The 23,915-nt window shown below is 67.6% G+C and carries 28 protein-coding genes and 1 pseudogene; 10 read left to right on the forward strand and 19 right to left on the reverse strand.

Features of this window, described 5'->3' with window-relative positions:
* Both MKL11_RS22445 and MKL11_RS22450 read right to left on the reverse strand, forming a co-directional pair.
* Positions 1–1,075 (reverse strand): IS3 family transposase gene (locus MKL11_RS22445; RefSeq protein ID WP_243947436.1). Its coding sequence is split into 2 segments (ribosomal slippage), with 1,076 coding nucleotides annotated over them: positions 1–808 and positions 808–1,075; the frame shifts between segments, so codons are not numbered across the junction. This gene is flagged as partial in the annotation.
* Positions 1,076–1,508: 433 nt separating this feature from the next.
* Positions 1,509–1,751, reverse strand: coding sequence for a hypothetical protein (locus tag MKL11_RS22450; protein WP_243947438.1), 243 nt, complete (start codon positions 1,749–1,751; stop codon positions 1,509–1,511).
* A gap of 168 nt (positions 1,752–1,919) precedes the next feature.
* On the opposite strand from MKL11_RS22450, the gene flaF reads away from it, so the two are divergent.
* Positions 1,920–2,294 (forward strand): flagellar biosynthesis regulator FlaF, encoded by a 375-nt coding sequence (gene flaF / locus MKL11_RS22455; RefSeq protein ID WP_243947440.1) that lies wholly within the window; start codon positions 1,920–1,922, stop codon positions 2,292–2,294.
* An 18-nt stretch (positions 2,295–2,312) separates the two neighbouring features.
* Here flaF and MKL11_RS22460 read toward each other — a convergent pair whose 3' ends face one another.
* A complete protein-coding gene (locus MKL11_RS22460) occupies positions 2,313–2,726 on the reverse strand; it encodes a flagellar biosynthesis repressor FlbT (RefSeq protein ID WP_243947442.1) in 414 nt (137 codons plus the stop codon).
* A 191-nt stretch (positions 2,727–2,917) separates the two neighbouring features.
* On the opposite strand from MKL11_RS22460, the gene MKL11_RS22465 reads away from it, so the two are divergent.
* Positions 2,918–3,691: an SDR family NAD(P)-dependent oxidoreductase gene (locus MKL11_RS22465; RefSeq protein WP_243947445.1), complete on the forward strand. Its 774-nt coding sequence runs from the start codon at positions 2,918–2,920 to the stop codon at positions 3,689–3,691.
* Between the two features lie 79 nt (positions 3,692–3,770).
* Here the strand turns inward: MKL11_RS22465 and MKL11_RS33615 are convergent, their stop codons facing one another.
* The gene (locus tag MKL11_RS33615) at positions 3,771–4,016 is read right to left on the reverse strand and encodes an EamA family transporter (RefSeq protein ID WP_409565896.1); all 246 of its coding nucleotides are present in this window, start codon (positions 4,014–4,016) and stop codon (positions 3,771–3,773) included.
* Positions 4,017–4,096: 80 nt separating this feature from the next.
* Complete coding sequence (locus MKL11_RS22475; RefSeq protein ID WP_243947447.1) at positions 4,097–4,795, reverse strand: ribonuclease activity regulator RraA; 699 nt, start codon at positions 4,793–4,795, stop codon at positions 4,097–4,099.
* A 185-nt stretch (positions 4,796–4,980) separates the two neighbouring features.
* On the opposite strand from MKL11_RS22475, the gene MKL11_RS22480 reads away from it, so the two are divergent.
* Positions 4,981–5,283, forward strand: a complete 303-nt coding sequence (locus MKL11_RS22480) for a BrnT family toxin (protein WP_313900773.1) — start codon at positions 4,981–4,983, stop codon at positions 5,281–5,283.
* The gene (locus MKL11_RS22485; protein WP_243947449.1) at positions 5,270–5,521 is read left to right on the forward strand and encodes a BrnA antitoxin family protein; all 252 of its coding nucleotides are present in this window, start codon (positions 5,270–5,272) and stop codon (positions 5,519–5,521) included. Before MKL11_RS22480 ends, MKL11_RS22485 begins: the two co-directional genes overlap by 14 nt.
* A 201-nt stretch (positions 5,522–5,722) precedes the next feature.
* Here MKL11_RS22485 and MKL11_RS22490 read toward each other — a convergent pair whose 3' ends face one another.
* The 5 genes from MKL11_RS22490 to MKL11_RS22510 form a co-directional block, all read right to left on the reverse strand.
* Positions 5,723–5,953, reverse strand: coding sequence for a hypothetical protein (locus MKL11_RS22490; RefSeq protein ID WP_243947452.1), 231 nt, complete (start codon positions 5,951–5,953; stop codon positions 5,723–5,725).
* Between the two features lie 268 nt (positions 5,954–6,221).
* Positions 6,222–6,473, reverse strand: coding sequence for a molybdopterin converting factor subunit 1 (moaD, locus tag MKL11_RS22495; RefSeq protein WP_243947454.1), 252 nt, complete (start codon positions 6,471–6,473; stop codon positions 6,222–6,224).
* A gap of 38 nt (positions 6,474–6,511) precedes the next feature.
* On the reverse strand, positions 6,512–7,111 hold the full coding sequence (gene pgsA, locus MKL11_RS22500) for a CDP-diacylglycerol--glycerol-3-phosphate 3-phosphatidyltransferase (RefSeq protein WP_243947480.1): 600 nt from the start codon (positions 7,109–7,111) through the stop codon (positions 6,512–6,514).
* A 73-nt stretch (positions 7,112–7,184) separates the two neighbouring features.
* Positions 7,185–9,251 (reverse strand): excinuclease ABC subunit UvrC, encoded by a 2,067-nt coding sequence (uvrC, locus tag MKL11_RS22505; protein ID WP_243947456.1) that lies wholly within the window; start codon positions 9,249–9,251, stop codon positions 7,185–7,187.
* 80 nt (positions 9,252–9,331) lie between these two features.
* Positions 9,332–10,048: a protein phosphatase CheZ gene (locus tag MKL11_RS22510; RefSeq protein WP_243947458.1), complete on the reverse strand. Its 717-nt coding sequence runs from the start codon at positions 10,046–10,048 to the stop codon at positions 9,332–9,334.
* Positions 10,049–10,335: 287 nt separating this feature from the next.
* Between MKL11_RS22510 and MKL11_RS22515 the strand changes: the two genes are divergently transcribed.
* Both MKL11_RS22515 and MKL11_RS22520 read left to right on the forward strand, forming a co-directional pair.
* Positions 10,336–11,088 carry a L,D-transpeptidase gene (locus tag MKL11_RS22515; protein WP_243947460.1) on the forward strand — a complete coding sequence of 251 codons (753 nt, stop codon included), beginning with the start codon at positions 10,336–10,338 and terminating at the stop codon, positions 11,086–11,088.
* Positions 11,089–11,453: 365 nt separating this feature from the next.
* A complete protein-coding gene (locus tag MKL11_RS22520) occupies positions 11,454–11,606 on the forward strand; it encodes a hypothetical protein (protein WP_243947462.1) in 153 nt (50 codons plus the stop codon).
* A 306-nt stretch (positions 11,607–11,912) separates the two neighbouring features.
* Here MKL11_RS22520 and MKL11_RS22525 read toward each other — a convergent pair whose 3' ends face one another.
* The 4 genes from MKL11_RS22525 to MKL11_RS22540 form a co-directional block, all read right to left on the reverse strand.
* On the reverse strand, positions 11,913–12,950 hold the full coding sequence (locus MKL11_RS22525; RefSeq protein ID WP_243947464.1) for an alpha/beta hydrolase: 1,038 nt from the start codon (positions 12,948–12,950) through the stop codon (positions 11,913–11,915).
* 34 nt (positions 12,951–12,984) lie between these two features.
* The gene (locus tag MKL11_RS22530) at positions 12,985–14,100 is read right to left on the reverse strand and encodes an alpha/beta fold hydrolase (RefSeq protein ID WP_243947466.1); all 1,116 of its coding nucleotides are present in this window, start codon (positions 14,098–14,100) and stop codon (positions 12,985–12,987) included.
* A gap of 171 nt (positions 14,101–14,271) precedes the next feature.
* A complete protein-coding gene (locus tag MKL11_RS22535; protein ID WP_243947468.1) occupies positions 14,272–16,494 on the reverse strand; it encodes a xanthine dehydrogenase family protein molybdopterin-binding subunit in 2,223 nt (740 codons plus the stop codon).
* Positions 16,495–16,508: 14 nt separating this feature from the next.
* On the reverse strand, positions 16,509–16,979 hold the full coding sequence (locus MKL11_RS22540) for a (2Fe-2S)-binding protein (RefSeq protein ID WP_243947469.1): 471 nt from the start codon (positions 16,977–16,979) through the stop codon (positions 16,509–16,511).
* A gap of 133 nt (positions 16,980–17,112) precedes the next feature.
* Between MKL11_RS22540 and MKL11_RS22545 the strand changes: the two genes are divergently transcribed.
* Both MKL11_RS22545 and MKL11_RS22550 read left to right on the forward strand, forming a co-directional pair.
* Positions 17,113–17,709, forward strand: a complete 597-nt coding sequence (locus MKL11_RS22545; RefSeq protein WP_243947470.1) for a hypothetical protein — start codon at positions 17,113–17,115, stop codon at positions 17,707–17,709.
* Between the two features lie 768 nt (positions 17,710–18,477).
* Positions 18,478–18,873, forward strand: coding sequence for a GFA family protein (locus tag MKL11_RS22550; protein WP_279600658.1), 396 nt, complete (start codon positions 18,478–18,480; stop codon positions 18,871–18,873).
* Between the two features lie 154 nt (positions 18,874–19,027).
* Here the strand turns inward: MKL11_RS22550 and MKL11_RS22555 are convergent, their stop codons facing one another.
* Entirely contained in the window at positions 19,028–19,687 is a 660-nt protein-coding gene (locus MKL11_RS22555) for a response regulator transcription factor (protein ID WP_243947471.1), read from the reverse strand.
* An 8-nt stretch (positions 19,688–19,695) separates the two neighbouring features.
* Positions 19,696–21,036, reverse strand: a complete 1,341-nt coding sequence (locus MKL11_RS22560; RefSeq protein WP_243947472.1) for a sensor histidine kinase — start codon at positions 21,034–21,036, stop codon at positions 19,696–19,698.
* Between the two features lie 172 nt (positions 21,037–21,208).
* Here MKL11_RS22560 and MKL11_RS22565 point away from each other — a divergent pair, with 172 nt between their 5' ends.
* The gene (locus tag MKL11_RS22565) at positions 21,209–22,120 is read left to right on the forward strand and encodes an MBL fold metallo-hydrolase (protein ID WP_243947473.1); all 912 of its coding nucleotides are present in this window, start codon (positions 21,209–21,211) and stop codon (positions 22,118–22,120) included.
* Between the two features lie 87 nt (positions 22,121–22,207).
* On the opposite strand, the gene MKL11_RS22570 is transcribed toward MKL11_RS22565, so the two are convergent.
* The 3 genes from MKL11_RS22570 to MKL11_RS22580 all read right to left on the reverse strand — a co-directional run bounded on the left by MKL11_RS22570 (position 22,208) and on the right by MKL11_RS22580 (position 23,666).
* On the reverse strand, positions 22,208–22,534 hold the full coding sequence (locus MKL11_RS22570) for a DUF6634 family protein (protein ID WP_243947474.1): 327 nt from the start codon (positions 22,532–22,534) through the stop codon (positions 22,208–22,210).
* A 140-nt stretch (positions 22,535–22,674) separates the two neighbouring features.
* Entirely contained in the window at positions 22,675–22,881 is a 207-nt protein-coding gene (locus MKL11_RS22575; RefSeq protein WP_243947484.1) for a hypothetical protein, read from the reverse strand.
* Positions 22,881–23,666 carry a hypothetical protein gene (locus MKL11_RS22580; RefSeq protein ID WP_243947476.1) on the reverse strand — a complete coding sequence of 262 codons (786 nt, stop codon included), beginning with the start codon at positions 23,664–23,666 and terminating at the stop codon, positions 22,881–22,883. Before MKL11_RS22580 ends, MKL11_RS22575 begins: the two co-directional genes overlap by 1 nt.
* Before the next feature lie 110 nt (positions 23,667–23,776).
* On the opposite strand from MKL11_RS22580, the pseudogene MKL11_RS22585 reads away from it, so the two are divergent.
* Positions 23,777–23,915, forward strand: a pseudogene (locus MKL11_RS22585) (IS3 family transposase); the annotation flags it as partial.

The raw sequence follows: 23,915 nt of genomic DNA on the forward strand, positions 1-23,915 counted from the left end.
CGATAGCCCAGCGACGAATGCGGTCGGACGCGGTTGTAGGTGTTTTGCCACAGACCGATCACGATCTGCGCCTCCCTTAACGAGTAGAAGATCTCCTGGCGTAGGCACTCGTCACGAAGCTTGCCGTTGAAGCTCTCACAATACCCGTTCTCCCACGGCGAGCCGGGTGCGATGTACTGGATCTGTGAGCCAGCTTTGGCGACCCATTTGCGCAGCGCCTTGGAGATCATCTCAGGGCCATTGTCGCAGCGGATGTGCTCCGGGATGCCGTGCAGGCACATCGCATCGGCCAAAGCCTCGATCACGCCGACGCTGTTGATGCGCCGCGCCACCTTCAGCGCGAGGCAGGTCCGGCTGTGCTCGTCGATCAGCGTCAGGATGCGCAGGCTCCGGCCGTCGTGGGTCTGGGCCTGCACGAAGTCAAAGCTCCAGACGTGGTTGCGGTGGAGCGGGCGCAGGCGCACGCACGAGCCGTCGTTCAGCCACAGGCGGCTGCGGGGCTTATGTCGGCTGGGGACTTTTAGCCCCTCGCGACGCCAGATGCGCTGAACCCGATCCTTGCCCACCTGCCACCCCGCTGCCTGCAGCAGCGCGGTGACGCGGCGGTAGCCATAGCGCCCGTACTCGGACGCCAGGGCGATGATGGCGCGGGTCAGCGCATCCTCATCGGCCGGCACGGTCGGCACGTAGCGCTGCGTGCCGCGGTGCTGGCCGACGATCCGGCAGGCATGACGTTCCGAGAGACCATACTTTTCTCGGATGCCGTCGACCGCCTGCCGGCGTCGTTCGGGGGCTACAAGTTTCCCGAGGCGACGTCCGCCAGCACCTGCTTCTCCAAGGACAGGTCAGCTACGAGCCGGCGCAGCCGCGCGTTCTCGCGCTCCAGGTCCTTCATCTTCCTGGCCTGGTCGACTTGGAGGCCGCCGTACTCCTTGCGCCAGCGGTAATAGCTCTGCTCGGAGATCTCCGCCTCCTTGCACGCCACGGCCAAGCTCTTGCCCTGGGCCGTCTGCACCTCGATCTGGCGCAGCTTCAGCACGACCTGCTCCGCACCCGTCTTCTGACCTCGCCGCATGTCCAACTCCTTTGGTCCTGGCTGATCCTCTCAATCAGCCCGGTCCAAAGCCAGCCGGTCAGGTCACGCTTTTCCCCTTCCCCTTGTGGGGAGGGGTCAGGGTTGGTGCAGACGGCACCGCACCGTTCGATCCTGCACCACCCCCACCTCCAACTCTCTCCCGCAAGGGGAGGAGAGCGCATCGCGCCACGCTGCAGACGCTATGTGAATATCATAGCCCGTTCGGAAGACATTCGGGGGGAGAGATTGGGTCGTTCCGGAACGCTCGCACCCCTCACCCTGTGCCTGCCCATGGAGAGGGGATCCGCGCCTCCAACTGAGGACGATGCGGCCGCGTCCGTTACACAAACCTGATCGGTCCGTAGCTCGCAGACGGATGAGCGTGCGCGTGACGCTTGCCACCGAGCCCGATCCGAGACTCGGCCTCACCAAATCACGGCGCCACCGACCAGAACCGCTGGCGGTTGAACAACATGTCCCGCGTGCCCACCGTCGGGCTCTCGGCCGGCCTGGCACAATCCGGCTCGCGCGGTTTCGGGATGGCGGCCAGGGCCGCCGTCACCTGGGCCGGCCTCAACCCCAGGCGGGCCTGAACCTCCGGCTGACGAGCGGCCGCGATGGTCAGAACGGCGGCGATCAAACCACCAGCCACTGTTCCGAGGAAGAAATTCAACATCTCTGGCGCGATCCGGTGGCCGGCTTTCTGCGACCACTGCCCCTGGTCTCTGTCCAACCCGGCGGGATCATGGCGGACAGGATGCTCACGCGACCTTAACACTTGATCTGCGACAGCTACACGCAAGCCTGCCCACCCGGCAGGTCTGAAGACGGGGCTGGACCGCCTATGAACTACGCCGCCAACGCCTATGCCCGGACGTCACGGTCCGCCTCTCTGACGCCGCGCGAAGCCGAATCGGCGGTCCTGATCAAGGCGGCACAGCAGCTGATCGGCGCCAGCCACGGGCTCGCCGCGGGCGACACCAAGCCGCTCAACGACGCCCTGTCGTTCAACCAGCGCGTCTGGACCATCCTGGCCTCCGAAGCGACTGCCGACGAGAATCCGCTGCCGGCCGATATCAAGCAGGGCATCGGCAACCTGGGCGTGTTCGTGCTGCGCACCTGCGTCGACACGATGATTGCGCCGACCCCGGAAAAGATCGCCAACCTCGTGGCGATCAACAACGAGATCGCGGCCGGCCTCCAGGGCAATCCGGGCTGAGATCGGGCTTCGGCGCGGTCAGGCCGCCGCGCCGGGCTCTGGGGGCTTGGCCGCCTGGGCCAAGGCCGCGCTCTCCCACTCGACGAGCTTCCGGCCGAGCTTGATCGCCGGATAGAAGGTCCCGGCCTCCACGGCCTCCGCGATGGCGGCGATCTGCGGGGCCGCAGCCGGCGCCAGACGGATCAGCTCCGCGGCCTGCCGGAAGAACAGGTCGATGCCCGATGCCGGGTCGTCGGCGAGATAGATGACCGTCAGGGTCAGGTGGATCTGCTTGCAGGCCGTGTCGGCCTCGCTCTCCGTGATGATCTCGCTCTCGCGCAAAAACTTGCACTGCGTCTCGATCAGGAAGGTCGAGCGCCGGTCGCCGTTGCGAATCAGCGCGCCGTTGATGATCAGCCGTTCGAACGGTTTGAGTTCCAGGCGCAGAGGCATCGCGTGTTCCTTTCTAGAAGACGCACCGATCTGAGTCCGCAAGCGTTAACGTTTGGACAATGGCCGCAGACCCCCGCCGTGCAACGATCCGTCGAAGCGGGATTGTCGCGACGAGGCTGAACGGCGACTCTTCGAAGAACCGTCGCGGGGTTCGGTGATTCCGCGACGCCTCAGCCTTCGGAGATTTGCCGATGTCGTCATCCACCACGCGCGCGATCTATCCATCCCTTCGCGGAAAACGCATCCTCGTCACGGGCGGCGCCTCCGGAATCGGCGAAGGTCTGGTCGAAGCCTTCGTCGCCCAGGGGGCCCGCGTCGTGTTCTGCGACATAGCCGATGAGCCCGCACAAGCCTTGGTTGCGCGGCTCTCCCCCGGGGCGGCGCATCCGCCGCTCTACCGGCGCTGCGATCTCACCGATGTCGAGGCGGTCCGCGCCCTGGTGGCGGAGGCCGAGACCGTGCTCGGCGGCCTCGACGTGCTGGTCAACAATGCCGGCAACGACGACCGTCACAAGCTCGAAGACGTGACGCCGGCCTACTGGGACGACAGGATGGCGGTGAATCTGCGTCACCTGTTCTTTGCCGCGCAGGCCGCTGTGCCGGCGATGCGCCGGGCCGGCGGCGGCGTGATCCTGAACTTCGGTTCGATCAGCTGGCATCTCGGGCTGAAGGAGATGCCGCTCTACCAGACCGCCAAGGCGGCGATCGAGGGGATGACCCGGGCGCTCGCCCGCGATCTCGGCCGTGACGGTATCCGGGTCTCCGCAATCGTGCCCGGCAACGTCCAGACGCCCCGCCAGGAGCGCTGGTACACCCCGGATGGTGAGGCCGAGATCGTCGCGTCCCAGTGCCTCGACGGCCGGATCCAGCCCTCCGACGTCGCCGCCCTCGTGCTGTTCCTGGCCTCCGACGATGCCCGTATGTGCACGGGCCACAATTACTTCATCGACGCTGGCTGGCGCTGAGGCGCGAATTTCGCTCATGAATCGCGTGCAAGGCGTGGCGGAGCAGGCAGCCGTCGATGGCCGCCAGGTCCGGCGCCGATCAGGGCCATGCCGAGACGGGGCTCGCCAGCACCAGCGCCCCCAGCAAGATCGCCAAGACCGGGATCAGGAAGGTGACCAGCGAGAGGTTGGTCGCCCCCGCCCATGCCAGGATCCGGAAGTAGAGCAAGAACGCCAGCGCCGTGGACAGGGTCGCGGTGCCGCGGACCGCCCCCCAGACGGGGGGCCGGGGATCCGCCGCCGCCCTACACGACGAAGCTGAAGGCCAGCGCATGGTCTTGGTCATGGTGGAGCTGTGACGGGCAGCCTCCCTCCCGTCACACGGAGTACCCTGCGAGGACCCGGGAGGCGCCGAATGCTCGGCGGTCAGCTCTTGCTGGCCTCGTAGCGCGCCTTGTTCTCGGCGTTCGGCGGGTAGAGGCCCGGAAGCGCCGCGCCCTTGCCGACCTCCTCCATGATCCAGCCCTCGAAGCGCTCCTGCTCCGGGGCGAGCTCCATTACGGTCTCGATCAGAGCCGCCGGGATCAGCACCGCGCCGTCCTCGTCCACCACGATCACGTCGTCTGGGAACACCGCGACGCCGCCGCAGGCAATCGGCTGCTGCCAGGCCACGAAGGTCAGCCCGGCCACCGAAGGCGGGGCCGCCGCGCCCTGGCACCAGACCGGCAGGCCCGTACCCAGGACTCCCGCTACGTCGCGCACCACCCCGTCCGTGACCAGGGCGGCCACGCCCTTCTTGGCCATGCGCGCGCACAGGATGTCGCCGAAGATGCCGGCATCGGTGACGCCCATCGCGTCCACGACCGCGATGCAGCCGGCCGGCATCGCTTCGATCGCCGCCCGGGTGGACGTCGGGGACGACCAGGATTCCGGGGTGGCGAGATCCTCGCGGGCTGGGACGAACCGCAGGGTGAAGGCGCGGCCGACGATCCGGGGCTGACTGGGCCTCAGCGGCCGGGTGCCGCGCAGCCAGACATTCCGGAGCCCCTTCTTCAGCAGGATCGTCGTGATCGTGGCGGTGGTGACCTTCGAGAGAGTCTCGACGATCTGGGCGTCTATCGACATCCGCATATCCTTCCCGGCAGGGGCGGCTCTCCTGCGAGCCGATCCACACTTGCCCTAGATGCCACCGTTCCGGATGTTGTCCATCCGAATCCCAGGTGTTGGGCGGCTAAGGGAACGATTGTGGCACGTTCAAGGCGTTTCGCCGCTTCATAGAGGTCGGTCGTATCGACAGAATCCCTAGCTGCATCGAGTTTTCGGTATATACCGAATGCGTACGGTTTACCTACGGTCAACCAAGGCGGCAGGCGAACACCGCCAAGCACGCCATTGATCTCGCCGAGTTCGAAGCCGCGTTCAGCTTCGACCGCTTTCTGACCATCACGACCAAACCCAGCCGCACCGGACGTCAACGGTTCAAGCTGATCGGCAGCTGGTGCGGCGAGATCGTCGTGGTTGCGATCGTCTCCCCACTTGGGTCCGAGGCGATCGATGTCGTCAGTGTGCGGCCGGCCAACGCAAAGGAGAAGGCCAGCTATGCCGAAGGCTGAGCAAGCGCCGGGTTACACCCCGAAGGAGGCTTACACCCAGGCTGACTGGGATGAGGTCTCCGACAATCCACCTTTGACCGATGCCGAACTGGCCTCAGCGCGTCCCGGTCCACACGGCATGCCGGCCGAGATGGCGGAGGCTTTCCTGAAGCGTGCAGGACGGCCTAGGGCGGAGGCGAAGGCCGTGCCCGTATCGATGAGTGTACCGCCAGATGTGCTGGCCGCTTACAAAGCCTAGGGCCCCGGCTGGCAGACACGGATGAACGCGGTTCTGGCGGCTGGGCTGGCGCCGGAGATCGAGGCTGCCGAAGGGAAACGCATCACGCGTGACGTCAATCAACCGGAAGATCCATCTGGGTCGATGAAACGGCGGCGATCTCGGGGGTGATGCCCGCATCGAGAATCCCGGACGGAAGACCGTCCGGGAAATGGACATGGCTCAGTCGCAGGTCTCTTTCTTCACGGTCTTGGAATCACCCATTTCGTCTTCCTTGCGCACCGTCTTGGTGACGCAGCCATCGCCGTGATCGTGGACGGTGACGGACTTCGACTCGGTGGCCGGACGATCGACCACCACGGCGGGCCGGTCGCGCTCGATCACGGTGGTCTGGGCTTGGGCGGCGGCGCCGACGCTGAGCAGAGCGGCGGCCGCGAGGAGGGTGGTGCGCATGCGGGGACTCCGGGTCCGATTTCAGTCCCGAGTAACGGTGGCCCCAGCTTGAGCGTTCCGCAATTTCTGGTGGTTGAAACACCGATCCCAGAGCCCAAGACCGACTCTTGGGACGATGCGCAGGAAAGCGGGCCGAACCCGTAAGCGAACGCGGCTCGGCCCGCACGCCGTTCGGCTTAAATCACGGCCGGAGCGACACCGCGAAAGACCCCGGGACAGCCGCGCTTTCAAGATTGGCGGACTACGTGCCGGACTTGCCGGGGAGGACTCAGCCGCCGGTCATCGGCGGAAAGAACGCGATCTCGCCGGCGCCCGCGATCATCGCATCCGGCCTTGCATGGGCCCGGTCGATAGCCGCGCGCACGACGCCCGGATCCTCGAAGGCGTAGGCGTATTCCTCGCCGCGCCCGCGCAGCCAAGTGACCAGATCGGCGACGGTGGCGACCTCCGGCGGCGGGGCCAACTCTTCCTCGGCGCGGCCGATCCGCTCGCGGACCCAGGCGAAATAGACGAGCTTCATGGCGTCACCGTGCCGGAAAGGGATCGCAGATCGCGCCTTCAGCGCGGGTCGTCGATCACGTGTTTGATCCCGGCCCGCATGTAGTCCCAGCCGGTCCAGATCGTGAGGGCGGCCGCGAGCCACAGCAGCGCGAGGCCGATCGCCTCCGTGCCGGGCAGCACCCGCTCGCCCGCGGGGCCGGCCACCAGGAAGCCGAGTGCTACGAGTTGCACGGTCGTCTTCCACTTGGCGATCTTGCTGACCGGCACGCCGACCTTCAGCTCGGCGAGGTACTCGCGCAGGCCGGAGACCAGCACCTCCCGGCACAGGATCACGATCGCCGCCCAGATCGACGAGCCGACGATGGTGTGGTCGGCCGCGAGCATCAGCAGGCAGGCCGAGACCAGCAGCTTGTCAGCGATCGGGTCGAGCATCCGGCCGAGCGCGGAACTCTGATGGTAGGTCCGCGCAACATACCCGTCGAGGTAGTCTGTGATCGCGGCCACCACGAAAACGCCCAGCGCCGTCCAACGCGCGGTGTGCGAGTCGGGCCAGAACAGCAACGCGACCATGACCGGCACCGCGACGAGGCGCCCGTAGGTCAGGCAATTCGCGAGCGTCCAGGCCGGTGACCGGCGTCGAGGAAGGACGGCGTTCATGGCCGGGGTGAAATCAGAGCTTTGCCCGGGCGTCAACGTCTTGACCGCGGGTGCGGCCGTGACGGCGGGATCCTCAGGCGCCGGCATGGAAGAAATCGTAGACCGCGCGGGCGGTCGCGGCATTCACCCCGGGGGTCTTGGCCAGGTCCTCGAAGGCGGCCCGCTCGATCGCCTTCACGGTCCCGAAATGGTGCAGCAGCGCGCGCTTGCGGCTGGGGCCGATGCCGGCGATCTCGTCCAGGGGATTCTTGATCATCTCACGCTTGCGCTTGGCCCTATGGCTGCCGATGGCGAAGCGGTGGGCTTCGTCGCGCAGCCGCTGCACGAAGTAGAGGGTCGGGTCGCGCGGTGGAAGCTTGAACGGCGGCCGGCCCGGCACGAAAAACGTCTCGCGCCCGGCATCGCGGTCGCGGCCCTTGGCGATGCCGATCAGCGGGACGTCCGAGACCCCGATCTCGTCGAGCGCTGTGCGGGCGGCGTCGAGCTGACCCTTGCCGCCGTCGATCAGCACCAGATCCGGCCAGGCGGGAAACGCCTCGCCGTCCTCCGCGGGGACAGGACTCGGCTCCGGCGCGCCGCCCTCCGCGTCCGCTGCAGCGGCCTCGAGCTCGGTGCGCGGCGCCTCCTTGACGAGGCGCTTGAAGCGCCGCTGAAGGACCTCGCGCATCATGCCGTAATCGTCCCCCGGGGTGAGTTCCTCCGATTTGATGTTGAACGTGCGGTAATGCGTCTTCATGAACCCGGTCGGGCCGGCCACGATCATCCCGCCCACCGCGTTCGTGCCCATGATGTGCGAGTTGTCGTAGACCTCGATCCGCCGCGGCGTCCGGTCCATGCCGAAGGCCTGGCCCAGGGCCGTCAGCAGCTTGCCCTGCGAGGCCGTGTCGGCGAGCCGCCGGGCCAGCGCCTCCTTGGCGTTGCGCTGGGCATATTCGACGAGGTTCTTCCGCTCGCTGCGGCTCGGCTTGTGGATCTCCACCCGGTAGTCGACCCGGCTCGACAGTGCGGCGGCGACCAGCTCGGCATCCTCGATCGTGTGGCTCGTCAGCACCGTGCGGGGCGCGGGCTTGTCGTCGTAAAACTGGCTGATGAACGAGCCGAGCACCTCCTCCGGGGTCATCGACCGGTCGGCCTTCGGGAAGTAGGCGCGGTTGCCCCAGTTCTGGAAGTTCCGGAAGAAGAATACCTCGATGCAGAACTGCCCGGCCTGCTCATCGAGCGCGAACACGTCCGCCTCCTCGACGCCCTGGGTGTTGACGCCCTGCACCCCCTGGATCGCCGAGAGCGCGGCGATGCGGTCGCGGTAGCGGGCGGCGCGCTCGAACTCCATCGCCTCGGACGCCTCCTGCATCTCGGTGCGCATCCGGTCCTTCACGGCGTTGGACTTGCCCGCCAGGAAGGCGCGTGCCGCATCCGCCATCGTGGCGTAGTCGTCGGTCCCGATCTCGCCCGTGCAGGGGCCGGAGCAGCGCTTGATCTGGAACAGCAGGCAGGGCCGGCTGCGGTTCTCGTAATAGCTGTCGGTGCAGGTGCGCAGCAGGAAGGCGCGCTGCAGAGCGTTCACCGTGCGGTTGACCGCCCAGACGCTGGCGAAGGGCCCGTAGTAATTGCCCTTCCGGCGCCGTGCGCCACGGTGCTTCACGATCTGCGGCGCCGGGCCGTCGGCGGTGACCAAGATGTACGGGAACGACTTGTCGTCCCGCATCAGCACGTTGAAGCGGGGCTTGAGCTGCTTGATCAGGTTGGCTTCGAGGAGCAGCGCCTCGGTCTCGGTGGCGGTGGTGACGAACTCCATCGCCGCCGTCTGGGAGATCATCCTGGCGATGCGGTTGGAATGCGCCTGGCCGCGGGCATACGAGCCGACGCGCGCCTTCAGGTTCTTGGCCTTGCCGACATAGAGGACGTCGCCGCGATGATCGAACATCCGGTAGACGCCGGGCGAGTTCGGCAGCGTCGACCAGAAGCGGCGGATCACCTCGGTGCCGGCCTGGACCGCGCCCGGGTCGAAATCGAAATCGATTTCCGGCGAATCCTCGGCGGACAGCGCGGTTTCGGCCTCGCTGGCGCTCTCGTCTCGCTCGGCGTCGCGGCCGTCGTCGAAGGTGTCGGGGGGCAGGTCTGAGAGGGCTCTGCGGTTCATACCGCAGATCTAAACGTTCCCGGCCCTGAGGGGGACCGGGTCGGCCGACAAAATTGCTGCGCCGAACCGGCTGGGTCGAATCAATCGAACAGCGAATCGATGTCGTTCTGGTCGACGTGTCCCGGATCGTCGTCGAGCTTCGGCCCGTTGAGCAGGCTGCTCTCGTCGTCCAGCGCCGTCGGGACCGGCATGACGGTGATGAGATCGCGGAAGCTGTCCAGCTGCGTCCAGGCCGTGATCAGCCGATCGAGGTGTTCCTCGATGAACTTCATCACGCCGACGATCTTGTTGATCCGCTGGCCGGTCAAGTCCTGGAAATTGCAGGCCTCGTAGGCCGAGATCACCCGCTCCTGGATGATATCAACGTGCTGCTTCATGCCAGGCGTCAGATTCGCCGTATACAGCATACCAGCGTTCGTCTCGATTTCCTCGACCGCGTTGAGCAGCTGCGTCGTCGCGCGCTCGGTCGATTCGACCACCGCGTCGAGTTCGTCCGCCGCCCGGCGCATGCCCTTGCCGCTGTTCTCCGAGCGGTGGAGCGTCGCCAGCTCGGACTTGGTCCGGGTGATCGCCTCCTTCATCAGGTCGAGTTCGGAGCGCATCGCCAGGGCGTCGTGCAGCTCGCGTCGGCACGTCTCGATCGTCTCGTCCGCGCTCATCTGGGTGATGCGGCGTAGGTCGAGGATCGCGCCCATGATCTGATCCAGCCGCTCGTTCGAGACGTCCGGACTCGGCGCGGCGGGCAAAACCACGGGAAGCCCGAGGCTGTCTTCGATGCGATAGCGCTTCTGGGTCATCGTCGGGGCGTGAGCCTTCAGGATCTGTGGCGTGAACTCTCTACCACAATCAGTTAGCGGACTGTGACTGCCAAGCTCGGCGGCCGTCGATTTCTAGGCGGTCGGGGTGTTTGACCTATCGGTGGTTGTGGGCTCCAGCGATTTACTAGCGATTCACGCTAATCACGGGTGGTCGGGGAGGGCGGCGAGCGTGGGGTGTGATTCACCATGTTGATTCATCGGAATGGCCCCTCGCGGGCGGATCGTTCGCGAATCGGGGCCTGTGCCCCCCGCGGGAGCGTCCGACGATGCGTGGTTCGGTCCGTCTTGGTCTCTATTCAACCCTGGTCTCGGCTTCGCTGTGCGCCCCCGTGGCCGCGCAGCAGGCGCGTTACGCCGAAAGCGGCGGCTATGGCGGCGGCCTGATCGAGTATCTCATGACCGGTCAGGCGGGCGCCGGCGGCCGTGGTTGGCCGCAACGGGCTACGGCGCCGCAGCGGGTCGCGGCGTATTCCGGCGAGCTGCTTTCCGCCGATCCGGAACCCCTGCAGGCCACCCCGCCGCAGCAGGCCTACGGTGCGCCCGAGGCGGATCCGACACGCATCGCCCGGGAGGTCGGGCCGGAATACCGCCGCCAAGAGGTTGCATTCGCCGGGCCGCAGCGGCCGGGGACCATCGTGATCGATACGTCGGCCAAGCACCTCTATCTCGTGCAGCCCGGTCAGCGGGCGCTGCGCTACGGGATCGGGGTCGGCCGTCCGGGCTTCGCCTGGAGCGGCCTCAAGACCGTCAGCCGCAAGGCGGAGTGGCCGGATTGGACGCCGCCCGCGGAGATGCTCGCCCGCCGCCCCGACCTGCCGCGGCACATGGCGGGCGGCCCGGCCAATCCCCTCGGCGCACGCGCTCTCTACCTCGGCTCTTCGCTCTACCGCATCCATGGCACCAACGAGCCGGGCACGATCGGCCAATCGGTCTCTTCGGGCTGCATCCGGATGATGAACGAGGATGTGGTGGACCTCTACGAACGCGTCCCGGTGGGAACCCGCGTCGAGGTTCTGTGAGGGGTGTGCGAGCGCAGGAAGTTTGTCGGCAGGAGAGGATTGTGTGTCGGCCTGGGCGGGCGAAGTTTGTCGGCGCGCGTCCAGGCCAGCCTGATGATCGAGTTCCGGCCCCGAATGCGAGAGCAGGTTTATCGGCGCCCGAGGCATTGAGCCCGCGCCGGACAAGCGCGACTGTCATGCGGCCTTTTACTACCGGGCCAGCGTCGAGGCGTTCGCGAGAGGGGCAGCGCCTGCCAGTACTAAATAAAACCTGCTGTCCTCGACGCGACTTGCCGCGCCACTTGGGACTTTGGGGAACGGTGCTGATGCAAAGGGGACAGTTCGCCCGCAAGCGTCCACATCGACGCCGGCAAATCAGACCAAAGTTGGCCCGCGCGGTGCGTCAGCTCAAAATTTCCGAGGCAATCGATCTCGTTTACCGGAGCGTCGACCGAAGCGCTGAAATCGAGGCCGCCAAGGCCGAGATCATGGATCGCGATGCCCGATCCGTGGCCGTCTTCAGCCAGTATGCTCCCTGAGCCGTTGTCGGTAGAGGATGTGTCGCTCGCTGGTCGATCTAGGTTTGTGAAGCCCCTCATTCTGGCTCGAGAATGCTGCCGGAAGAAGCGGGTCGATAGCGGGACTAGCGCTTCGGAGGAGGACTGTCTGACAAGCGGACGGGCTTATAGCGACCCAGCCAAGTCGTACGCGTTACTGCGTGCGTTGCCCGGAAACGGACATAGGCCCGCGGTCTAATCAACGGTAGGATCGCGCCCATCCCGGCCATTGCGCTATTTGTTGAACCGTCTCGTAAGCGGACGCTGCCAGCTGCCCCTGGCGAGGTTCTAGTGAGCGAGATGCTTGTCGAAGAAGTGTGCGATCTCCTCGAATACCGCCCGAGTTTCCGGAGCAGTATCGTCCCTGATGTACTGAGCGTGAGACTGGCCTTCCCCGACTTGAAGGAAGGCTTCCACGCCGGCCTCGCGCAGCTTGCGATGCACGCGCACCGTGTTCGAGAGCAGCAGATCGCGCGTGCCGGTGGTCAGGATAGCGGGCGGAAAGCCCGTGAAGTCACCGTAGACGGGTGAGAGCATCGGGTCCCTGAGGTCGTGGCCGTCCGCGTAGACCTTGGCACCCTCGTCGTAGAAGCCGTCCGGTGAGACCAGCACGTTGTCGAGCATCGCGTTCGTCACGAAGCTGTCGCCAACCTTGGTGGTGTCCGACATCGGCGTTCCGGGCGCGATGGCGGCCGGCAAGGGCAGTCCCTCCTGCTTGGCCCGAAGCACCATGGCGAGGGTCAGTGCGCCGCCGGCCGAGGTACCGAAGATCGCGGTTTTGCGCGGATCCGTCGTACGCGTCACGGCCTTCCAGACCGTCATGGCGTCGTCGTGGGCCGCCGGAAAGACCGCCTCCGGCGGCATCCGGTAATCGACCGAGATCACCTTGAAATGGCCGAACCCGGCCATGAACAGCGCCTCCGGCAGGCCGGCCTCGCCGGGGTTGAGCACGTAGCAGCCGCCATGGACGTGGACCAGGACCCGGTCGCGGTTCTCCGGCGGGACGGTTTCGGGGGTCACCATGAAGGCCCGCACGCCATCGATCGTCGTGTGCTCAACCTTCACGTGCAGGCGCTCGATCATGCCGGGCACGAACTTCTTGAGCGCCTCCGCGCCGGCCTCGGCGACAGGCTTCCAGGCCGCGCCGTCCTTCGGGTGTATGTCCCAGTTCGGCCGCAGCGGCAGGCCGATGATCTTGCCCATCTGCGGGCTGACGTCGGTGGGCACCGGCACCGACTTGGCCGGCACCTGCAGCGGGCCGGCCTGCTGCTGCGCCGCGGCAGGGCCGGCGGCGAGCGCCGCCAGAGCCGCGCCGATCGCGATCACCGTCTATCCGATCATCGTCTGACCTCTCGCTGTCTCAACGACCGCGCGGCGCGGCCGCGCCCAGAAAATCCTGGACGGTCCGGTTCATGAAATCCACGTCCGCCGCTTTGGTCGCCGTGGCCGTCGTGTGACCCTGCACGGACGGCACGGCGACGACGCTCGCCTGCGAAATATAGGCGCCGGCCTCGCGGGCCTCCTCGACCGGATTGTACAGGTTGAGGTTGCCGCCGGTGAGGATCAGCGTACGGGCCCTGATCGCGGCGAGTGCCTTCCGGACATCGCCGCCGAACCCGGGGGTCTGGCCGATGTCGTGGCGGTCGTAGGCCCAGGTCTCAGCGATCCAGTCGTTGGCGTCGAAGCCGGCCTTGAGCACCGCCTCCTCTTGTGCGCGCATCCGAGGCAAGATGTCGAGGGGCTGCGGAGCGATCCCGCGTAGGGCCTCCGGGGTCCGGGCAGCCAGCACCTGCAGGATGTCGGCGCGCAGCCGCCAGCCCTGCTCGGGCTGCCTTTCGTAGGCGCCGTCCTTGAAGGCAGGATCGAGCATCAGCGCCTTGCGGGTCGCCTCGTTGACGGCGATCGACCAGGGCGCGGTGCGCGCCATCGGGGTCAGCGCCACCAGGACGTCCATGAAGCCGGGATGGCTGACGCCCCATTGCAGTGCCTGCATGCCGCCCATCGAGGCGCCCGCCACCGCAACGACGTGGGTGATCCCGAGCCGGTCCAGGAGCCGCTTCTGGCTCTCGACCATGTCGCGGATGGTGAAGTGCGGGAAGGCGGTGCCGTGCTGGCTCGTGCTGTTGCTCGGGCTCGCGGTCAGCCCGTTGCCGATCGCGTCGGTGGCGACGACGAAGTACCGGTCCGTGTCGAGGGCCTTGCCGGGACCGATGAGGAAGTCGATCCGATGATGGTTGCCGCCGATCGCGGTGGTCATCAGGATCGCGTTCGACTTGGCAGCGTTCAGCGTCCCGTGGGTAACGTAGGAGATTGCGAAGTTGCGGATCGTCTCGCCGCTCTCCAGCGGAAGGTCGCCGAGCGACTCCAGCCGGTGCGGTGGGTCGTACGGACCATGTGCGGCGGAAGGCGACAGGCCGGCGACCAGCAGCGCCGCGGTCAGGGCCCATCCCAGCGGCCTGCGGTGTGGTATGCGCATCGGGAGTCTCGACTCCGAACGTGTTGATGCTTGCCTCGGGTCGAACCCCGCCACCGTTCCGGAGCGCCGGGTGCGGCACCACTCGGTGTCCACGGCGCGTCCGGCAGACTGCGATCCGGGCCCGCGCCGCAGGACCGGCGCCGCGCCCCGACGATCCTGCCCACTCGCATTTCAGGCCCCTTGCAGGGCTGCCTTCACCTTGGCCGGGGTGAACGGCACGGACCGCACGCGCACGCCGGTCGCGTCGAAGATCGCGTTCGAGACCGCTGCCGGCACGATGGCGGCAGACGGTTCGCCGGCACCCCATGGCTTCTCGCTCGGCCGATCGATCAGATTGATCACGACCTCGGGCACGTCCGGGAAGGTCAGGATCGGATAGCTCGACCAGTCGAGGCTTGTGACGGCGCCGCGATCGAAGGTGACCTCCTCCAGCAGCACCCGACTGACGGTCTGGATGACGTTGCCGTCGAGCTGGTTGCGCACGCCGTCCGGATTGATGATCTGGCCGCAGTCCTGGACCACGAAGAAGCGCGGCACCCGCACCTGCCCGGTGCTGCGGTTGACCTCGACCTCGGCCACGCCGGCCACGTAGGTACGGTTAAGCTCGTACTTCACGTAGGAGATCCCGCGGCCGCGCAGCACGTCGCCGGCGACGTCCTTCATCGGCGAGGGGCGCGCCTGCCACTTGGCGAGGTCGGCAACCCGCGTCAGCACCTCGATGCCGCGCGGATCCTTAAGCGCGCGCAGGCGGTACTCCAGCGGGTCGGCGCCGGCTGCCGCCGCGCATTCGTCGAGGAAGGCCTCGTTGGCGTAAGTGTTCTGCATCCGCCCGGGGGTGCGGATCCAGGAGGGCCGGAACGGCGTCGAGGCCAGCCGGTGGCAGACCGTGCGCACGTTCGGGAAGGCGTAGGGCAGCGCCGAGTTGCCGATGATGTTGCCGGGCGCCATCGTGGTCTCGTGCGGCAGGTCGGCCAGTGAGGCCGCCACCAGCGGCACGTTGCCGGCCGCTCCCTCCGGGATGTGGAACTGTGAGGACCATGCGGCGACGTTGCCCTGCGGGTCGAGCCCGGCCTGCAGGTCGATCAGGGTCGGCGGTCCCTTCGGATCCCAACCGTGCTCGTCGGCGCGCGACCACTGGACCCTCACGGGGCGGTCGACCGCGCGGGCGAGAAGGGCGGCGTCGCCCGCCGCGTCCTCGTGGCCGTTGCGGCCGTAGCAGCCCGAGCCCTCAACGTAGATGCAGCGCACCGCCTCCGGCGCGAGGCCGGTCATCGCCGCCAGCTGCTTGCGCAGGGCGTGCGTCATCTGCGAGGCCGTCCAGCAGGTCAGGAACCCGTCCTTCAGCTCTGCGATGGCGCAGGACGGCCCGATCGACCCGTGGGTGTGGATGGCGAAGTCGTAGGTGGCTTCGAGCTTCCGGGCCGCCTGGCCGAGCGCCGCCTCAGCATCGCCCGTGCTGCTCGTGACGTCGTCCTTGGTGACCTTCGTGGCCCGCACGTGCTGCCAGAGCTTGTCCTGCTCGGGCAGGCCCTCCCATGTCGACCACGTCGCCTTCAGCTGCTTGGCAGCCTTCACGGCCGCCCACTCCTTCTCGGTGACGACGGCCAGGAAGTTACCCTGGCGCACGACCTTGATCAGTCCCGGGATGTCCGCGACCGAGGCCTCGTCCACGCCCTGCAGATCCGCCCCGATGGTCGGGGGACGGACCACCCGGGCATGCACCATGCCGGGCACGCGGTAATCCTGCATGTAGGTGAAGCGGCCGGTCATCTTCTCGGGGATGTCGACCCGCGCCACCGGCTTGCCGACGAGGGCGAACTGCGCCGGGTCCTTCGTCTTGACCGCCGGATCAACCTTGAGGTCGAGGCGCCCATCCTTCACGAGGTCGGCGTAGGAGAGGCCCTGGCCGCCAGCTTTCGGGTGGACGGTGCCGTTCTGGCTCACCAGCGCGTCGGCCGGTATGCCGAGGCGCTCGCTGGCCATCTGCACGAGGCGCGCGCGGGCCGTCGCCGCCGCCTGCCGGATCTCGACGCCGCCCTTCTGGATCGAGAGGCTGCCGTAGGTCGGTCCCTGATCCGGCGTCAGCGCCGTGTCGCCCTGGACGACGGTCACGCGGTCGAGCGGCAGGTCGAGTTCCTCGGCGGCGATCTGCGACAGGGCGGTCTCGACGCCGGTGCCGAGATCGACCTTGCCGGAGAAGATCGTGGCGTGACCGTCGGCGCCGAGCGCCAGGAAGCTGTCGACGCGGTCCGGGGCGACGGGCTTCGCGAAGCCGTTGGTGGCGACCGGCGCGAAGGTCTGGGCGCTGGCGCCGCGGCCGGACAGCGAGAAGCCCACGACGAGGGCGCCGCCCTGGAGGAGCAGGCTGCGGCGGGAAAGAACGGGTGCGTTCATGGCAACAACCTCCGTCAGAGCGTGCCGGCGGCGCGCTGGACGGCGCGCACGATCCGCTGATGGGTGCCGCACCGGCAGAGATTCTGGGCGAGCGCCTGCCGGATCGCGGTCTCGTCGGGCTTCGGCGTCTCGTTGAGCAGGGCGGCCGACTGCATGATCATGCCGTTGATGCAGTAGCCGCATTGCGCCGCCTGCTCGGCGATGAAGGCCGCCTGCACCGGGTGCGGCTTGTCCAGGCTGCCGAGCCCTTCGAGCGTTACGATCTTAGCCCCCGCCTTCAGGCTCGAGACCGGGGTGATGCAGGAGCGCACCGCCTGCCCATCGACATGCACCGTGCAGGCACCGCACTGGCCCAGCCCGCAGCCGAAGCGCGGTCCGTGGAGGCCGAGATCATCGCGCAGCACGTAGAGGAGCGGCGTATCGGGGTCGTCCACGCTCACGGGCGCCGGGCGCCCGTTCACATCCAGCGATATCGGCTGCGCCATCGGGCGTCTCCCTGGAACCATTCTCGGGTACTCGGCCTATACCCGGCGTAGATCCGGAGCAACGCGGCGGCGTGACAGCGATTCCCATTCGCTTCAGGAGGCCGTGCTGCCCCCGGCGCCGTCAGGGAAGTACATGCCTTCGCAGAACCGCAGCCGATGCATCCTCGCTCTCTTCCTTGCGCTGTCCGCGGGGCCCGCGAGGGCGGCCGAGCGCCGTGCGCAGGATTGGCCCGAGCCGTCCCGCAAGGCCGCTGAGGCCGTTGCTGACAAGTACGGCGCACCACAGGAGCAGACGGCGACGCTGCTGATCTGGTACCGCAACGGGCCGTGGATGCGGACGGTAGTGCACAAGGTCGGAGCCGAGCACGACTTCCCGGTCAAGCACAGCGACGTGCTGGAGCAGAGCCTGCCCTACAAAGTTCCGCTCAACCTCTTTAGCGCCGTCGCGACCTTCAACGGCAGCGTCATTCCGGACCGAACGCGGGGCACGCTCACCGTCTACGGCGCCAGCGAGGCCGAGAATGTCCTGAGCCTGAACTTAGCTCGGGCGGTGGTGCGCGGCGAGCTCACGGCGGAGCAGGCACGTGACAAGGAAGTCGCGGCCGCGCAGCAATTGGCGAACGGGCAGGTGCCGGACCTCGCGGCCAAGCTCACCCTCGATCAACAGCAGGAGGGCGACGTCTCCGACCCGGATACCGCGATGATCCTGCCGCCCAGCCGAACGCCATAATCCAGAATACGAGGCGCTCTGATCTGGCAACGCGTTGATCAATCGGCGCCCGCCGGCCGAGATAGTGGATTCTCACGCTGCGCACTACTCGACGCTCTGCACCGGCGTTGGATACGCCCGTGAAGGGCCCTGCGCCCTGTACCAATCAGCGCCACGGCGGCCGCCACATCTTGCCAGCTAGACATCGGGGCTCCGGCAATCTCCCGGCGAAACGCCGCAATCCGGTCGAGAAGCGGCCGCCCCGCGAGGGGCCGGCTTGTCCGAGACCGACGCTTGGGACTGTGCGTCAGCTGCTCAGAACGATCTTTACGAGATGCTCATTTCTCCTCATGCGGGCGTGCACGATCGCCGCGCCAGCTAGGGCATAGCGGCCATTGATCGGCAGGTAAAAGCTCCTGACTACCATCACCGGCCACAGGCCGGCCCGGACGCGCACTGCGCGCTTCATAAAGCCCGGCTAGCAGAGCCCACTGTGGTTCGCAGCGGGGGTCGATGCAGACCTTTCTCTGCACGAACGTTATTGTCGCGGATCGCTGCAGAGAACGTCCGCTTTTCCAGTTAACCTACTCCGAAGCGGGCCGCTCACGGCCAGCATCTGCCGCCGCCCGGGGTTCAGACGAATGTCTTTGATGGGTGGTTTTTGCCGGTCCGCTCCCGGATGGCAGGTGCATCAAAACAGACATAGTTGCGCGGACCGCTCCCGACCTACAGGAGACATCGCTACCCGACATTGCTACGGGTCAGCCTCCTGACTGAGAGGCCGAACCCATGCTCCGTGGACGCTGCCACTGTAACTCGATCCAGTTCGAGGTGCCGGATCAGGTTGCGGCAAGTTCTGTGTGCTACTGCGACGATTGTCGGAAGCAATCAGGCGCCCCCATGGTCGCATGGGCTATGGTGCCTGAGGCTACTGTATCGATCACGGGTAAACCAACGGTCTACAACTCGTCCGAAGGCGGACGGCGATCATTCTGTGGGTCGTGTGGAACAGGCTTGTTCTTTTCGAACGCACTCCTTGCTCAAATGGGGATGATGCAAGTGAGGATCGCGGCACTTGATGATCCCGACGCGATCCCCCCACAAATGCAGGTGCAGACGGCGGAACGCGTGAAGTGGATGGCATCGGCGCACGAACTACCGGCGTTCGAGCGTTTTCCGGGTTAAGTCAGAGCCCTTCTCCACGCCGAGCCGCAGTTATCGAGCGGCCGAGGCATGACCGCTTATCGAAAGCGCCCATGTCGATCCAGGCGACCGGGTTGGGTCGATTTCTAACCTGTCTGCTTTCGAGCAAGGTTTCTGCACGAAGCATCCTAAGACGTCACTCTTTGATCGGTAGTCCCTCGGAGGGCGATACCAGCCCGGCCCCGAGGGCGATCCAAACGAGGTGAGCATCCGTGCGTGCGCCGAGCTTGGCGCGGATCACCGAGAGGTTGTTGTGCACCGTCTTCAGGCTCAGGCACAGCGCCTCGGCCACCGCCTGCGCCGTCGTGCCCGCCGCCGTCAGGTTTAGGATCTCGAGCTCCCGCGGGCTGAGGTCGTCGAGGGCCGTGCGCGCGCCCGTCACCTCATCCTGTGCGATGGCCCGCGCGATGTCGGCGCTCATCGCGCGCTCGCCCCGCAGCACGGCGGCCACCGCCGCCAAGAGTTCACGCGGCGGACTGGCTTTGCTGACATAGCCGCATGCACCGGCAGCGAAGGCTTGGCGCGCGACCACCGACCCCGTGCGCATGCTGAACACCAGGATGCGTGCCGCCCCATCCCATTGGCGGATGTGCCGGATGGCCTCGATGCCGCTCGGACCGGGCAGCGACAGGTCGAGGATCATGAGGTCCGGGGTGAGCGCCTTGTATTGACGGTAGGCCTCCGCTGCGCTCTCCGCCTCGGCCATCACGACGAGCCCCGGCTGCCGCTCGAGCAGGCGGCGGTAGCCCTCCCGCACGACGGGGTGGTCGTCGACGAGGAGGATATTTGTGGCCATGAGCGGCCTCAACCAGCGGTCGGAACGGTCGCGAAGGCGCGGATGCCGCTTTCGGTCCCGGTGAGCGACAGGCTGCCACCCAAGGCGGCGAGCCGCGCCCGGATGCCGACGAGGCCACGGCCGGCGGCGGACGCCGTGCGGGCTACGTCGCCGCCGCCGTCGTCGTCCAGGGTGAGCGTCACCGTCCGCACACCGGCCTCCGCCCGGTCCAACCGCAGGAAGATTCGACTCGGTCGTCCGTGGCGCAGGGCGTTGGTCAGGAGTTCCTGCGCGACCCGGTAGAGGCTCGCCGACGCGTCCGTCGGCAAGTCGGCGAGGTCGCCGGTGACGTCGAGATGGAGCGCGGGCCCGGCCCTGAGTTGCGCCCGCCAGTCCGCGACCAGGCCACGGAGGGCGTCCACCAGTCCGACCTCGGCGAGGTCCGGCAGTTCGAGGCGGGACAGTGCCCCGCGCAGGCTCTCGCGCATGGTGGCGACGATAGCCTCGATGCCACGGGCGTCCTCGCGCAGATCCTCGCGCTCAGGGGGCGCGGCCAGCTCGATCGCGGCGGCGCGTGCGCCGGCGGCGGCGAGGCACTGGCCGAAGGCATCGTGCAGGTCGCGGGCGATCGCCTGCCGCTCCTCTTCCTGGACCGTGACCAGGCGTTGCATCAGGTCCGCGCGCTCGGCCTCGGCGCGGACGAGACGGTCAGCGAGGCCGTTACAGGCGACAGCGATCCGGTCGAACTCGGCTGCCGCGAAGCGCGGCAAGGGGGATCGGATTCGGACGCCGTCAAGGTCGTCCAGCCCCTGAACGATCCGACCAGCGGGCGCGACGAGACGTGCGACTGCGAACCAGTTGAGTAGCGCCGTCGCCACAGCCAACCCAACGGCGAGACCGCCCGCGAGGCGCACGCGATCCCAGATCCGGGCTGCGCCGGCCATCGGGTCGGGCCAGGCCGTCACGCTGCCGATGGTGCGCTCGCGATAGACGATCGCCCGGATCGTCGGCGCGGCTTCAGCGTCCCACGCGAGCGCGGTGCGCAGCCAGCCGGGGGCGGCCTCGAGCCCGTCCCAGTCGCCGCAGAAGCGTCGGGGCATCTCCGCGCCGAGATGGATGTCGGCGCAGATCCCGGGCAGGACCATGAGGATCGCCGGCGCGGATTGCGGCGCGGCGGCAGGCATCGAGGTCGGGCCGGCACTACCGAGGCCGGGCTGGCGCGCGAGCTGTGCGCTGAGCCGATCCGCCGAGGTCGCGGCCTCGCGGCCCAGGCCGATGCGCGCCTCCCAGATACTCCAGACGACCGCTCCGGCCAGGCACAGCAGGGCGACCGCGAGGAGGCGTAGGCCGAGATGGGCTGGCAGGCTCATGGGTAACGGCCGCGCTCGAACTGTGCCCTGATTTGGCACGTGGAACGGCAGGGTGCGCAAGCCCTGGTCAGCATGGTCGGGAAGAATGCCCGGGGGTTCGCGGGAGGACTTCCCTGGCCCGACCCCGGCATGGCCCGGAGGATGGCGGCGTCTGTTCCGTGCGGAGCCCCCCATGTCCTCTCGACCCTCCCGCCGCAGCCTGCTGGCCGCCTCCGCCCTGCTGCCGCTTGGCCTGTGCGGACTGACCACGGCCGCGCCTGTCGCCGGCCCCTACCGGGTCGGTGCGTTGACGGTGACGCCGCTGCGGGACGGGCTGTTTCCGCTGGAACCGAGTATGATGCCATCGGCCGACAGCACGGCCGGGCATGCCCTGCTGCAGGGGGCCGGCCTTCCTGCGAACGGCCCGTCACCCGAGCCGGTCAACGCCTTCCTGATCCGGCACGGGGACCGGTACGTTCTGCTCGATGCGGGCTGCGGCACCGTGCTCGGGCCCGGGTTCAACCGGGTGACCGCGGCGCTGGCGGCGGAAGGCGTGCGGCCGGATCAAGTCGAGACCATCTGGCTGAGCCATCTCCATGCCGACCATGCCGGCGGTCTCCTGACGCCGAGTCGCGGCGCACGCTTCGTCAACGCCGAACTCGTGCTCCAAGAGCGCGAGGTGGCGTACTGGTCGGATGCGGGAGCACGGGCCTCCGCGCCCGCCGCCCTGAGCCCGATGTTCGATACGGCGCAGGCGGTTCTCGCAGCCTATCCCGATCGGATCCGGCGTATCTCGGGCGAGACTGAGCTCGCACCTGGCGTCCACGCGCTGCCTCTACCCGGTCATACGCCGGGGCACATGGGCGTGCTGATCACTGATGGACCGGAGCAACTGTTGATCTGGGGCGACATCGTCCACTCGCGGCTGCTGCAGATGCCGCATCCGGATTGGACGGTGATTTGGGACACCGACCCGGCGCAGGCGATCGCGACGCGGCGGCAGATCCTCGACCGTGCGGCGACGGAGGGTTTGAGCGTGACCGGCATGCACCTCGCCGCCCGCGGTAGGATCGAGCGGGCGGATGCCGGGTACGCGCTGCGTTAGAACCCCTCGGTCCTCGATTCGACGCGCTGGCTTACGCCGAACCGGTATCCGCTTCGGCGGCGAGCGCTTCGAGAACCACGAAGCGGATCAGCTCCCATCGGGCGTTGGAGATTCCAGGCGATAGAACCTCGAGCGGGTGCGGGCGTAGCCGCTCTCGGGATCGTAGGTCAGGAGCTCGCTCGTCCAGATCTGGCCGTCCCTGAGCAGCGGATGGCCGAGGACGATGCCGACGAGATGCGGGGCGGGATACGCGATCACGCGCCGCTCCCATAGTCTCGGCGCATCGCGCAGTTCGTCCTCACCCGGGTGCCGGCCACGGGCGATGCAATCGAGGTCGTCGGCGATGGCAAGGTATTGCCGCGCGGTCTCGGCGAGATGCGGAAAGGGGCCGGGCCCCTGGTTCAGGACAGACATGGACGTGCTCCGTCGCTCCGGCACGCGATGCGGCCGGTTCTGGTGTGATTCGGTGTTGGCTTGTGGTCGTGGATGACGGTCGGAGGCGCGGTCGGACGGGCCGGGGGAACGAATGCCCTGGCCACAACACGCTTCCGATCTCAGACCCGTGGGTCTTTCAAAGCGTCGCGGCTGGATTGCATGCGGCGCTTCATGGCCTCGAACGCAGTGCGTCGTCTCAGGATCTCGGCCAAGCCTTCGATGACAGCCTGACGGTCGCCGTCGAGGATCGCGCACAGACCTTCGATGGACCCGGCCAGCGGCCGCAGGTCGCCGAGATCAGGTTCATCGGGTGGAAGCGCGAACATCACGCCGCCCCCATCTCGAGCGCCGGTACCGGCGTTCCGGCCGGGCTGGCAGTCGCCGGATGATCCAGCATGATCCGGTCGATGTCCTGAGCCGAGAGGTAGCCGACCTCGGCGAGTTCCAAGGTGATCGCCCGCAGCGCCGTCGTTTGCGTCTCCAGGACAGCGCGGGCCCGCGCGTAAGCCCCCCGCAGCCGATCGACGGCGGTGTCGACGAGACCGCCTGCGAGGAAGAGATGCCGTTCGGCCGGGTCGACGTAGTACGGGCCGAGCTTGCCGAGCCCGAACTGCAGGTCGATGTCGTGGGCGAGCGCTGTCGCTTGGGCGAGATCCGAGCCCGGGCCGAAGCCGCTGCAGATCGAGACACCACCGAACTCGATCTGCTCGGCCGCGCGTCCGGCGAGCACCGTCGCGAGGGTCGCCTCGAGCTTGGGAAGCGTCGCAGCACCGTCGACCGGGTACTCGAACTGGGCCTGGCCGCCGCCGTCGTGAATCGACAGGTCGACGAGGGCTCCGCAGCCGAGCGACCGGCCGACGATCGCATGACCAGCCTCGTGGATGGCGGAGCGTCGTCGCGCCTCCGGGGACATCGCGATCCGGCCCTGACGGATCTCCGCCAGGACGTCGTCGAGGCCGATCTGGCGTCCCGCACGGCGCGCCGCCCCCCTGGCCCGGCGCACGAACGCCTCGACATCGGCTCCGGTCTTGCCGCGCGCGGCGAGCGCGAGCGGCATCAACGAATCCCCGGCCAGCGCCCCGGCGCCGAGATGATGCCGGAAGATCCTCACCAGGCTCGCGGTGTCCGGTCGCTCGATCCTGATCTCCCGATCGATGATCGTCCCCCTTTGAAGTGGTCCGCCCTGAAGTATGGCTTTTGAGCCGACAGAGGACGGAACCGATGGCCCAACGACCCAAGCCCGAGGAGATCGTGAGCAAGCTGCGTCAGGTCGACGTGCTGGTCTCACAAGGACAGAGCGTCGCCGCTTCGATCAGGGCGATCGGCGTGACCGAGGTGACGTACTATCGCTGGCGCAAGG

The sequence above is a fragment of the Methylobacterium sp. J-077 genome (genome assembly GCF_022829365.1).
Taxonomy (GTDB): Bacteria; Pseudomonadota; Alphaproteobacteria; order Rhizobiales; family Beijerinckiaceae; genus Methylobacterium.

Excerpts from the sequence above, each read along its gene's own strand:
- MKL11_RS22450 (WP_243947438.1), bottom strand. The coding sequence starts at position 1,751 with ATGTTGAATTTCTTCCTCGGAACAGTGGCTGGTGGTTTGATCGCCGCC.
- flaF (WP_243947440.1), top strand. The coding sequence starts at position 1,920 with ATGAACTACGCCGCCAACGCCTATGCCCGGACGTCACGGTCCGCCTCT.
- MKL11_RS22460 (WP_243947442.1), bottom strand. The coding sequence starts at position 2,726 with ATGCCTCTGCGCCTGGAACTCAAACCGTTCGAACGGCTGATCATCAAC.
- MKL11_RS22465 (WP_243947445.1), top strand. The coding sequence starts at position 2,918 with ATGTCGTCATCCACCACGCGCGCGATCTATCCATCCCTTCGCGGAAAA.
- MKL11_RS33615 (WP_409565896.1), bottom strand. The coding sequence starts at position 4,016 with ATGACCAAGACCATGCGCTGGCCTTCAGCTTCGTCGTGTAGGGCGGCG.
- MKL11_RS22475 (WP_243947447.1), bottom strand. The coding sequence starts at position 4,795 with ATGTCGATAGACGCCCAGATCGTCGAGACTCTCTCGAAGGTCACCACC.
- MKL11_RS22485 (WP_243947449.1), top strand. The coding sequence starts at position 5,270 with ATGCCGAAGGCTGAGCAAGCGCCGGGTTACACCCCGAAGGAGGCTTAC.
- MKL11_RS22490 (WP_243947452.1), bottom strand. The coding sequence starts at position 5,953 with ATGCGCACCACCCTCCTCGCGGCCGCCGCTCTGCTCAGCGTCGGCGCC.
- moaD (WP_243947454.1), bottom strand. The coding sequence starts at position 6,473 with ATGAAGCTCGTCTATTTCGCCTGGGTCCGCGAGCGGATCGGCCGCGCC.
- pgsA (WP_243947480.1), bottom strand. The coding sequence starts at position 7,111 with ATGAACGCCGTCCTTCCTCGACGCCGGTCACCGGCCTGGACGCTCGCG.
- uvrC (WP_243947456.1), bottom strand. The coding sequence starts at position 9,251 with ATGAACCGCAGAGCCCTCTCAGACCTGCCCCCCGACACCTTCGACGAC.
- MKL11_RS22510 (WP_243947458.1), bottom strand. The coding sequence starts at position 10,048 with ATGACCCAGAAGCGCTATCGCATCGAAGACAGCCTCGGGCTTCCCGTG.
- MKL11_RS22515 (WP_243947460.1), top strand. The coding sequence starts at position 10,336 with ATGCGTGGTTCGGTCCGTCTTGGTCTCTATTCAACCCTGGTCTCGGCT.
- MKL11_RS22530 (WP_243947466.1), bottom strand. The coding sequence starts at position 14,100 with ATGCGCATACCACACCGCAGGCCGCTGGGATGGGCCCTGACCGCGGCG.
- MKL11_RS22535 (WP_243947468.1), bottom strand. The coding sequence starts at position 16,494 with ATGAACGCACCCGTTCTTTCCCGCCGCAGCCTGCTCCTCCAGGGCGGC.
- MKL11_RS22540 (WP_243947469.1), bottom strand. The coding sequence starts at position 16,979 with ATGGCGCAGCCGATATCGCTGGATGTGAACGGGCGCCCGGCGCCCGTG.
- MKL11_RS22545 (WP_243947470.1), top strand. The coding sequence starts at position 17,113 with ATGCCTTCGCAGAACCGCAGCCGATGCATCCTCGCTCTCTTCCTTGCG.
- MKL11_RS22550 (WP_279600658.1), top strand. The coding sequence starts at position 18,478 with ATGCTCCGTGGACGCTGCCACTGTAACTCGATCCAGTTCGAGGTGCCG.
- MKL11_RS22555 (WP_243947471.1), bottom strand. The coding sequence starts at position 19,687 with ATGGCCACAAATATCCTCCTCGTCGACGACCACCCCGTCGTGCGGGAG.
- MKL11_RS22560 (WP_243947472.1), bottom strand. The coding sequence starts at position 21,036 with ATGAGCCTGCCAGCCCATCTCGGCCTACGCCTCCTCGCGGTCGCCCTG.
- MKL11_RS22565 (WP_243947473.1), top strand. The coding sequence starts at position 21,209 with ATGTCCTCTCGACCCTCCCGCCGCAGCCTGCTGGCCGCCTCCGCCCTG.
- MKL11_RS22570 (WP_243947474.1), bottom strand. The coding sequence starts at position 22,534 with ATGTCTGTCCTGAACCAGGGGCCCGGCCCCTTTCCGCATCTCGCCGAG.
- MKL11_RS22575 (WP_243947484.1), bottom strand. The coding sequence starts at position 22,881 with ATGTTCGCGCTTCCACCCGATGAACCTGATCTCGGCGACCTGCGGCCG.